Genomic DNA, 9,176 nt, shown 5'->3' with positions numbered 1-9,176 from the left:
AGCCGGCGCTGCGCGACGAGGGGCGGCGCTGGCTGGAAACCGCCGCGCACGCGCCGGGCGCCGATACGGATACGTCGGCCGCGCGGCGCGCGCAGCTCGCGCTCGGCAAGGCGCTGCTGCTCGGCAGCGCCGACCTGCCGAAGGATTACGCGCGCGCCCGCGCGCTGCTCGCCGATGCGGCCGCGCACGGCGATCCGGCCGCCGCGTACTACCTCGGGCTGATCTACCGCAGCGGCTACGGCGTCGCGGCCGATCCCGCGCAGGCCGCGCACTGGTTCGACGTCGCGTCGCGGGCGGACATTCCGGCCGCGGACTTCATGCTGGCCAACGCCTATCGCGACGGCAGCGGCGTGCCGCGCGACGAAGCCCGCGCGCTCGCGCTGTATCGCCGCGCGGCCGAGCACGAATTGCCGGAAGCCGTGCAGACGCTCGCGATGGCGTATCGCAACGGCGAGCTGGGGCTCGCGCGCGACGCGGACGCGTTCCACGCGCAATGGATCGAAACCGCGCATGCGCTGAAGCATCCGGTCGTCGCGCCGTGACGCACGGCCGCGCACATCGTTGCATCGACGGCCGCCGCGTCACGGCCCGCAATCGGCCGCATCGCTGCCGCGATCAGGGCGCGAAGCCGCGTCCGGGCAGGGTCTTGCAAGCGTCGCCGTGCACCGGCGGCGCAACGGTCGGATAACCGTCGCCGAGGATATAGGCCTGGCTCGTCGCAACGAATCCGTCGTCGAACGTCGCCTCGACGAAGACCGCACGCCACCCCGATGCCGGCTTCTCGACCGGGATGCGCAGCGGCGGCGCGTCGGCCGTTCCCACCGGCTTCGCCGTATAGCGGATGCCGCACGCATAGCGGAAATCGCGCGCATCCGGATTGTCCGCTTGCCATAACACCACGCGCTTCGGTCGCTCACGCGTCTTCAGCTTAAGTGCCGTGCCGTGGCCCGTCTGCTGCAATTTCGTATCGAGCTCCGGCAGCGTCGCGCCGCGCTGGATGCGGTTGACGAAGGCTGTCAACGATTCGAGCGTCGCGCCGCGAATGCCGGCGTGCGACGAATTCGGCACCATCCGCAGCGCCTTGGCACCGGGCAGCCGGTCGAAATACAGGCCCGCGTTGTCGGGGACGAAGAAATCGTCGCCGCTCGCATTGATCACGTATTTCGGGATCTTCAGCCGCTTGCCGTAACGCGTGCCCAGATAGGCGAGCGGATCTTCGATCTCCAGCAGCGAGCCGAACGCCGGCGTGTCGATCGTCCGGTCGATGCCTTCCGCGTAGTACGGATAAAACGCGAGCGGCCAGTTTCCTCCGTACGACCTGTACATGTTTTTCAACGCATCGCGCGTCGACAGCAAGTCGACCGCGAACGGTGCGATCGCGTCGACGCGCGGATCGCCGATTGCGGCAAGCCAGCTGATCCACGCTCGCTTCGAAATGCCGGACACGATGAACCGGTCGACCTGCAGCGTCCGGAGCTCGCGTTCGGCGAGCGTCATCGCACGCCACACAGCGGCGGCCATCGGCACGTGCAGCGGCAGTGTCGCCCGCTGCTGCGGCGCCTGCATGAAGAGCGACCAGCTGTGCGCGACGCTGTCGTCCTCCGCACGTGCGCGACCATCGTCCGCATATGTCAGGAACTGATTCGGTATGTCACTGACCGACACGACGACGGTACGCGTATTCTTCGCGACCGACGCGAGCGTTTCCGGATCGAAGTCGTTCGGTGCGACAGGATCGCCGCCCCCCTGCGGATAACGCGTGCCGTTGTTGGCAATCACGAGCGCGCGATGCGGCAACGCCCCTTCGGGGATGTACAGCGTGGCCTCGTGTTCCCATCTGGCGGGCGTCACGAGCTGATCGGGAGACCACGATTGGGACGTGAACCGGTACGTGCGCCGTTCGAGGCCCGGCAAATTCTCGATGCCGGTCACCGTGTACTGCAGCGGCTGGCTCTCGATCGCTTGACGATAACAGGCGACGGTGTCCTCGAAGCCGGCTTTCGGCTGTCCGGCGCAAGGCAGTTTTGCGTATCCGGGCGTGCCGCCGAGCATCGCTGCGGCGCACGCGAATACAACCACGATTTTTGTTCGCATGTCGGTGTGGGTCAGTGAGGCTGCGTGCAGCGACTGCCGCACGCAGCCGACATCGATGGCGACGGCCGCGCGTAAATCGGCCGTCGGACAAAGGACGCGAGGGTGCCGGCGAAACGAGACGCCGGTGGCGATCGCGTAGCGAAGGCGACTACGATCGGCGCAAAGCGCGGGGATCGTCGCAGCCGTTGGATCGGGCCTTCACGAGGCGGACGGCGTTCGGACCATCCCGAATTCCGACGTAGGCGATCGCGCTGATCGACCACACCGCGAACAGGGTGACGATCGACGAGAAGACTGCGATATTCATAGTGCCCTCCTTTGCAAGAAGCCGTGTTGCTCGACGTTTCCGCCCGCCACCGCACGGAACGACGCACGATGCTCGTGCCGCCCGGGAGCCAGCGCAGCCATCGTACCTATGCGACTGCGGCCGCCCCACCTTTCTCAAAGATCGCTCAACGCGCGTTCACGTCCTCCATCTGCGCTGCGCTTTCGCCGCTGCGAATCGCGTCGACCGGTATTTCGGGCGAGAATGGGCACTGCCCGGCAAGCATTCCCGTGCCGGCGGCCGATTCGACGAACAGCCAGCGATCGCATCCGGCCGGGCGCCCTGCCCGCGATCCGCGCAGATCGCACTGGCAACCAGTCCATAGTTCCGGAAAAATACACGGCATGAATACGCTCACCTCCCCCGACACGCCCGAGCCGGGTGCCGCGCACATCGCGCGCAGCCGGCTCGACGCGCACCTCGACGCCGCGCCGCGCGCGTGGCCGCTCGACATCGTCGCCGCCACCGGCTCGACCAACGCGGACCTCGCGCTCCGCCTGAAAGCGCTGCCGCGCACCGCGACCGCATTGCCCGCGCCGCTCGTGCGCGTCGCGTTCGAGCAGACCGCCGGCCGCGGCCGACAGGGCCGTCCGTGGTTCGCGCAGCCCGGCAATGCGCTGCTGTGCTCGGTCGGCTGCATCGTGCCGCGCCCCGTCGATGCGCTCGGCGGCCTCAGCATCGCGATCGGCGTCGCGCTCGCCGAAGGGCTCGCGACGCTGCCGCTCGACAGCGGCGCGCGCGTCGCGCTCAAATGGCCGAACGACCTGCTGCTGACCGCGGCCGACGACGGCACGCCGCGCATTGTCGGCAAGCTTGCCGGGATTCTGATCGAAACCGTGTGGACCACTGCCGATGCGACCGCGGTCGTGATCGGCTTCGGCATCAACGTGCGCGGCGCGGAAGCCGTGGCCGCGCAGGTCGACGCACTGCGTGCGCGCGAAGCGACGCTCGCGAGCGGCCTGCCGCCGGCCGCGCTGTCGGCTGCGTGCGCGTCCGCGAACCTCACCGATACGCTCGCCGCGTCGCTGAACGCGCTCACGCCCGCGCTCGCGCAGTTCGCCGCGGACGGACTCGCGCCGTTCCTGCCGCGCTGGCATGCACTGCACGCGTACGCGGGCCGCGAAGTCGTGCTGCTCGAACAGGGCGTCGAACGCGCGCGCGGCATCGCGACGGGCATCGATGCGGCCGGCCAGTTGCTGCTCGATACGCCGCACGGCGTACAGGCGATCGCGGCCGGCGACGTATCGCTGCGCGAAGCGCAATGAGCGTGACGGACCTGCTGATCGACGCCGGCAACAGCCGGATCAAATGGGCGCTTGCCGACGCGCAACGCGCGCTCGTCGACACCGGCACATTCGGCCACGTGCGCGACGGCGGCGCCGATCCCGACTGGTCGACGCTGCCGCGTCCGCGCAGCGCGTGGATCTCGAACGTCGCGGGCGCCGACGTGGCCGCGCGGCTCGACGCGCTGCTCGACGCGCGCTGGCCCGGCTTGCCGCGCACCACGATTCGCGCGCGGGATGCGCAATGCGGCGTGACGAACGGCTACACGCTGCCCGAGCAGCTCGGCAGCGACCGCTGGGCCGGCCTGATCGGCGCGCACGCCGCGTTTCCGGGCGAGCATCTGCTGATCGCGACGTTCGGCACCGCGACGACGCTCGAAGCGCTGCGCGCGGACGGCCGTTTCACCGGCGGACTGATCGCGCCGGGCTGGGCGCTGATGATGCGCTCGCTCGGCACGCACACCGCGCAATTGCCGACGCTCACCACCGACATCGCGAGCGGATTGCTCGCCGGCGCGCAGGCGGACCCGTTCCAGGTCGACACGCCGCGCTCGCTGTCGGCCGGCTGCCTGTATGCGCAGGCCGGGCTGATCGAGCGCGCGTGGCGCGAACTCGCCGATGCGTGGCAGGCGCCCGTGCGGCTCGTGCTGGCCGGCGGCGCGGCCGACGACGTCGCGCGCGTGCTGACGCTGCCGCATACGCGGCACGATGCGCTGATTCTGTCGGGGCTCGCGCTGATTGCCGCCGATGCGGCGGCGCCGGGTTGACGGCCGGTTGTAGGCGGCGGTGGTGCGGTGGTGCGGTGGTGCGGTGGTGCGGTGGTGCGGTGGTGCGGTGGTGCGGTGGTCGGATCGGCGCATGCCGGCAGCGGTTCGTCATGGTGACGGCAATGTGAAGTGGCGCTGCTCGAGGGCGGGAACAAGGCCACCGACAGGCTGCGCACGGCGAGCGACGTTCGGAAGCGGTACGTGCAAGGCACCGCAAGCGCGAATGGACGTTGCAAGGGCAACGAAAAGACCGGCCGTATCGGCTTGTGGGCGGCCGGAGTGAGCGACGGAATGACTGAGTGAATGACGACGACGAGGAGTGTCGACGATGCTGCGCTGGCTGATCGCTATTCTCTTTCTCGCCAACCTGCTCGCGTTCGTGGCGGCGCGCGGCGTGTTCGGGCCGCTGCCGGCGGCCGGCGCGCGCGATCCGGACGTGCTGTCGCGTCAGGTGCGGCCCGATGCACTGCACGCGACGCCGCTCGCGCAGCCGACCGACCAGCCGCTGGTCGGCGGTCCGATCGCACCGCCGGCGGTTGCGGCCGAGCCGCTCGCGGCGTCTGCGCAGTAAGGCAGGCGCGAGTCGTTGTGCAACGCGCAGCGCGTGCCGCTCGGGTCGAAGCCGTTGTGCGCGTACCTTCTCTAGGCTACGTGCTGCCGAGTACGCCTGTCGACGCCAGGATTCTCGAGCCAGGCTGCCGCGTGAATTCTGCCGTCGGGTTCGCCCGTCCAGCCTTCCGCACGCGTTCTGGGATCTTTCGGGTACTCGCCGCGCTGCTGGGCCAGCACGGTATCCGCCCATCCGACAGGCGTCCCTGAGCGCGGTTCCGCGTAAAGGTCGTCGGGCGCCACCGCGGAAATTTTCTCGATTGCGCCAGCGCCAGACAGGATCGCGGCACGTTGCGTTCGCAACGATTCGCATCACGGTGAAAACCAGAGTCAGCGGCATCATCAGCAGGCGAACGAAGACCGGCGCACGCATCCCGAAGCCGTACAGCGAAAACAGGAACGACTCGCGCGGCGTCTCGCGCTGCGTGTGAAACAGCATCGGTTTGGGCAAACCGTTCGGGCCGCCGTTCATGTACATGCACCAGCAGTTCCACTGCGCGAGCGCCATTTCGACTTGCCGTTTGCCGGTCCACTCCCGGCCGATCGAGAACACACGCGTGACGTTGCCGTGGTCGTCGACCGTGTAATGCCGGATGTGGAACACCGGTCGCCCCACGTAAGTATCGCCTCGGCAACCGAGCCCATCAGACGGCGACCATAAAGGTCGCACCGCCAATCGAATACATCCGATACAAATAGCGGGATTTCGGCACGGCAAGAACCAGAACCTTACAGCCCCTACCTACCCACGCACCTTCCTCAACAACGCCGTAGTCGACCGATCGTGCTCGAACGGAATCGCGAGCGCGCGGCCGCCCCAGCCGCGCACGATCGCCGATTCGGGGAGCGCGTCCATATCGTAGTCGCCGCCCTTCACGAGAATGTCGGGACGCACGGCCTCGATCAGCGACACCGGCGTCTTTTCCTCGAACTTCACGACCCAGTCGGCGCTCTCGAGCGCGGCAAGCAGCGCCATCCGGTCGTCTTCACCGTTGATCGGGCGGTCGTCCCCCTTGCCGAGCATGCGTACCGACGCGTCGCTGTTCACGCCGACGATCAGGCATGCGCCGAGCGCCTTCGCATCGGCGAGATACGTGACGTGACCGCGGTGCAGGATATCGAAGACACCATTCGTGAACACGACGGGCGACGGCAGCGAAGCGCGCATCGCGACGAGTGCGTCGCGGCTGATCAATTTGCGTTCGAAAGTGGCGGGCATGATGAAAGTCGGCGTGAATCGAAACGAACGGAGCGCGCAATGCGCGAAACGGGAACGCCGCAGCGTCAGACAAAAAAGCCCGCCGGACGACGCAGGCGGGCTTCATGCACGGACGCCGAGCGGCAAGCTACGGCCGGCGGGCCGGCGCGCGTTACAGCGTCAGGCCGGTTGCGCAGCCGACGACGGGCCGCCTTCGGTCGCCTGCAAGCGGCTCGTCACTTCCTTCCGATAGCGGTTCAGTTCCTGCGCGGTCGCGAACGTGCGCTCGAACAGAATCGACAGGTTGTGCAGAATGCGTTCGACGACCTTCTTTTCCCACTCGCCGTCGAAGCGGATCTGTTCGTCGAGCCAGCGCTCGAGCCACTCCGGATCCGGCAGGCGCGACTGCACGGTATCGCGCGGGAACAGCGCCTGGTTCACGTGCAGGTTCGTCGGATGCAGCGGCTTCTCGGTGCGGCGCGCCGACGCCATCAGCACGCCGATCTTCGCGAACGCCGCGCGCGCGACGTCGCCGCAATTGTTCAGCGCCTTCTTCATGTAGCGCAGATACGCACCGCCATGGCGCGCTTCATCGCGCGAGATCGTTTCGTAGATGTGCTTGATCACCGGCTCGGTGTGCCAGTCGGCTGCGCAGCGATACCAGTGATTCAGGCGGATTTCGCCGCAGAAGTGCAGCATCAGCGTCTCGAGCGGCGGCGCCGGGTCGAACTCGAAGCGCACCGCGTGCAGTTCCTCTTCGGTCGGCACCAGTTCCGGCTTGAAGCGGCGCAGGTATTCCATCAGCACCAGCGAGTGCTTCTGCTCCTCGAAGAACCACACGCTCATGAATGCGGAAAAGTCGCTGTCGTGCTGGTTGTCGCGCAGGAACATCTCGGTGGCCGGGAGCGCGGACCATTCGGTGATCGCGTTCATCTTGATCGTCCGCGCCTGCTCGTCTGTGAGCAGCGAAGCGTCGAACTTGTCCCACGGGATGTCCTTCTCCATGTCCCAGCGGACGGCTTCGAGCGACTTGTAAAGTTCCGGATAAAGCATGGTGTTCATGATGGTCCCGCCCCTGTTCTGCGCAATGCGACTTCTCTAAACGTGACTGTTGCCGCGCACGCGCGCGTGCGCGCGTTTTGCAGCCAAGACTCTAATTTTACGCGGGAAACCGGCCCGCGAACGCAGATTCCACGTCCGCAGCCGGGCGGCCGCGCCGCCGCCGTGACGCACGCGGGGCCGCGCTCCGCTCGAGCGGAACCGGCCGCGCATGCCTGAGTGGGGGCCGGCGCTGGCCGGCTCGCTGGCGAACCCGTCCCCTGCCCCAGGCGGGTCCCGACAGGGTCCCCGTGCGGATGCCGGATCGGCGGGCTGCTCGATATGGTTTATTCGGCGGCGGCCATGATAGCACGCGTGCATGTCGGTTCCGAGACACTGCCCGCCCCTCGGCGCCGCGCATCGGCGTGCGGCGATCCGTCGCGCTCGGCCGTCGCGAAAGTACAACCGAAAGCGCGACCGAAAGCATGATGGGAACGCGTCAGACCCGTATTTGCCCCGCCGTGCGGCCGTCGTCCGATACGCCGCCGGCAGCCGTCGCGCCGCCGCCGTCCGCGCGGGCGATCCAGTCGGCGAGCGTGTCGCGCTGCGCGCGGCCATCGCGGTAGCCGAGCTCGATCAGCTCGCGCGTAAACGCCTCCTCGAACAGCAGATAGCTCGCGAACGATGCGCCGGCCGGCTGGCTGCCGCCGACCGCGCCGAGCAGCCCGCGCATCGTCGCCGGCATTTGCTTCAGGTGCTTCGCGGCGATCAGCTCGATGCGCTCGGACGGCGCGATCGCGAGCACGTCGACGTGCCGCCAGCCGCTGTCGACTTCGACCTGGTGCGGCAGGTGCTCGATCATCCGGTTGATGTGCTCGATGCGCTCGATGTCCGAGCCGATCGAGTCGAGGAACACGCTCGCGAGCACCTGCTGGCCGATCTGCGCGAGCGTCGGATAGCCGCGCACGAGCCCCGCGCCGTTCGCGGCCGGGATCTCGGGCCGCGGGTCGGCCGCGCCCACCACGACGATGCAGTCCGCACCGAAGTGGATTGCCGGCGACAGCGGTGCGATCTGCCGGATCGAGCCGTCGCCGAAGTATTCGATCTGCCCGTCGAGCACGAGCGGCACGGCCGGGAACACGAACGGGATCGCCGACGACGCGAGCAGGTGCGACGCCGACAGATCGACGAGCCGCGCGGTGCGCTGTGCACGCCGCCACGCCTGGATCGGCTCGGCCGCCTGATAGAACGTCAGATGCCGGCCGCTCGAATAGCTGAGCGCGGTCACCGCGAGCGCGTGCAGCAGCCGTGCCTCGAGCATCTGCTCGATCCGGTGGAAGCTCAGCTCGCGCTGCAGCAGGTGCGCGAGCGGCGTGTTGTCGAGCAGTCCGCGCGGCGAGCGGCGCGCCGCCCAGCCGAACGTCATCGTCGCGAGCCAGCGCGCGCCGGCCGCCGCGATGCCGAGCCAGTCGGTGCGATACACGTAGTCGGCGCGCAGATGTTCCCAGAATTCGAGCAGGCGCCGCACGCCATGAGAAAAATCGTCCGCGTGGCTCGCGATCGACGTCGCGTTGATCGCACCGGCCGACGAGCCGCACACGACCGCGAACGGCAGCGTGTGCCGCTGCGGATCGGCCTCGCGCGCGATCTCGGCCAGCGCCTTCAGCACGCCGACCTGATAAGCGGCGCGGGCGCCGCCTCCCATCAGAACGAGCGCGAGCCGCATGATCGACCAGCTAGCGCAGCCGCGTCACGTTGAACGCTTCGGCGGACGGGTTTCCGGCGACGAAGCGGCCGCCGCGCGCGCGGCGGCGGAGCCGGCCGGCTTTGCGCGTTTCGCCGCCGGCTTGCGCGGCGCGGCG

The 9,176-nt window shown here is 68.5% G+C and carries 9 protein-coding genes and 1 pseudogene; 4 read left to right on the top strand and 6 right to left on the bottom strand.

The features are described from left to right. The coding region (locus tag BUB20358_RS27235) for a tetratricopeptide repeat protein (RefSeq protein ID WP_174905159.1) at window positions 1–542 on the top strand (542 nt) is incomplete at its 5' end. A 73-nt stretch (window positions 543–615) separates the two neighbouring features. On the opposite strand, the gene BUB20358_RS27230 is transcribed toward BUB20358_RS27235, so the two are convergent. Then, window positions 616–2,094, bottom strand: a complete 1,479-nt coding sequence (locus BUB20358_RS27230; RefSeq protein ID WP_081293566.1) for a PhoPQ-activated pathogenicity-related family protein — start codon at window positions 2,092–2,094, stop codon at window positions 616–618. A 148-nt stretch (window positions 2,095–2,242) separates the two neighbouring features. Continuing rightward, window positions 2,243–2,401 carry a hypothetical protein gene (locus BUB20358_RS27225; protein ID WP_158380470.1) on the bottom strand — a complete coding sequence of 53 codons (159 nt, stop codon included), beginning with the start codon at window positions 2,399–2,401 and terminating at the stop codon, window positions 2,243–2,245. A gap of 362 nt (window positions 2,402–2,763) precedes the next feature. Here BUB20358_RS27225 and BUB20358_RS27220 point away from each other — a divergent pair, with 362 nt between their 5' ends. The 3 genes from BUB20358_RS27220 (at window position 2,764) to BUB20358_RS27210 (ending at window position 5,040) form a co-directional block, all read left to right on the top strand. Next, window positions 2,764–3,684 (top strand): biotin--[acetyl-CoA-carboxylase] ligase, encoded by a 921-nt coding sequence (locus BUB20358_RS27220; RefSeq protein ID WP_035971643.1) that lies wholly within the window; start codon window positions 2,764–2,766, stop codon window positions 3,682–3,684. After that, the gene (locus tag BUB20358_RS27215; protein WP_035971642.1) at window positions 3,681–4,469 is read left to right on the top strand and encodes a type III pantothenate kinase; all 789 of its coding nucleotides are present in this window, start codon (window positions 3,681–3,683) and stop codon (window positions 4,467–4,469) included. Before BUB20358_RS27220 ends, BUB20358_RS27215 begins: the two co-directional genes overlap by 4 nt. Window positions 4,470–4,797: 328 nt before the next feature. Further along, window positions 4,798–5,040, top strand: a complete 243-nt coding sequence (locus BUB20358_RS27210) for a hypothetical protein (protein WP_035971641.1) — start codon at window positions 4,798–4,800, stop codon at window positions 5,038–5,040. A 369-nt stretch (window positions 5,041–5,409) separates the two neighbouring features. Here BUB20358_RS27210 and BUB20358_RS28805 read toward each other — a convergent pair. From BUB20358_RS28805 to BUB20358_RS27195, 4 genes and pseudogenes are all read right to left on the bottom strand, one after another. Further along, window positions 5,410–5,586, bottom strand: a pseudogene (locus BUB20358_RS28805) (DUF6708 domain-containing protein); the annotation flags it as partial. Between the two features lie 234 nt (window positions 5,587–5,820). After that, window positions 5,821–6,297: a D-glycero-beta-D-manno-heptose 1-phosphate adenylyltransferase gene (gene rfaE2 / locus BUB20358_RS27205; protein ID WP_006763274.1), complete on the bottom strand. Its 477-nt coding sequence runs from the start codon at window positions 6,295–6,297 to the stop codon at window positions 5,821–5,823. A gap of 159 nt (window positions 6,298–6,456) precedes the next feature. Further along, a complete protein-coding gene (locus BUB20358_RS27200; protein ID WP_006763273.1) occupies window positions 6,457–7,338 on the bottom strand; it encodes a ferritin-like domain-containing protein in 882 nt (293 codons plus the stop codon). Between the two features lie 475 nt (window positions 7,339–7,813). Next, window positions 7,814–9,040, bottom strand: coding sequence for a patatin-like phospholipase family protein (locus BUB20358_RS27195; protein ID WP_035971640.1), 1,227 nt, complete (start codon window positions 9,038–9,040; stop codon window positions 7,814–7,816). Window positions 9,041–9,176: the final 136 nt, after the last annotated feature.

It is taken from the genome of Burkholderia dolosa (genome assembly GCF_902499135.1).
Taxonomy (GTDB): domain Bacteria; phylum Pseudomonadota; class Gammaproteobacteria; order Burkholderiales; family Burkholderiaceae; genus Burkholderia; species Burkholderia dolosa.
This window is presented reverse-complemented; position numbering and strand designations above follow the sequence as displayed.

Bases quoted from the DNA above. Each gene is read 5' to 3' on its own strand.
- BUB20358_RS27230 (WP_081293566.1), bottom strand. From the start codon at position 2,094: ATGCGAACAAAAATCGTGGTTGTATTCGCGTGCGCCGCAGCGATGCTC.
- BUB20358_RS27225 (WP_158380470.1), bottom strand. From the start codon at position 2,401: ATGAATATCGCAGTCTTCTCGTCGATCGTCACCCTGTTCGCGGTGTGG.
- BUB20358_RS27220 (WP_035971643.1), top strand. From the start codon at position 2,764: ATGAATACGCTCACCTCCCCCGACACGCCCGAGCCGGGTGCCGCGCAC.
- BUB20358_RS27215 (WP_035971642.1), top strand. From the start codon at position 3,681: ATGAGCGTGACGGACCTGCTGATCGACGCCGGCAACAGCCGGATCAAA.
- BUB20358_RS27210 (WP_035971641.1), top strand. From the start codon at position 4,798: ATGCTGCGCTGGCTGATCGCTATTCTCTTTCTCGCCAACCTGCTCGCG.
- rfaE2 (WP_006763274.1), bottom strand. From the start codon at position 6,297: ATGCCCGCCACTTTCGAACGCAAATTGATCAGCCGCGACGCACTCGTC.
- BUB20358_RS27200 (WP_006763273.1), bottom strand. From the start codon at position 7,338: ATGAACACCATGCTTTATCCGGAACTTTACAAGTCGCTCGAAGCCGTC.
- BUB20358_RS27195 (WP_035971640.1), bottom strand. From the start codon at position 9,040: ATGCGGCTCGCGCTCGTTCTGATGGGAGGCGGCGCCCGCGCCGCTTAT.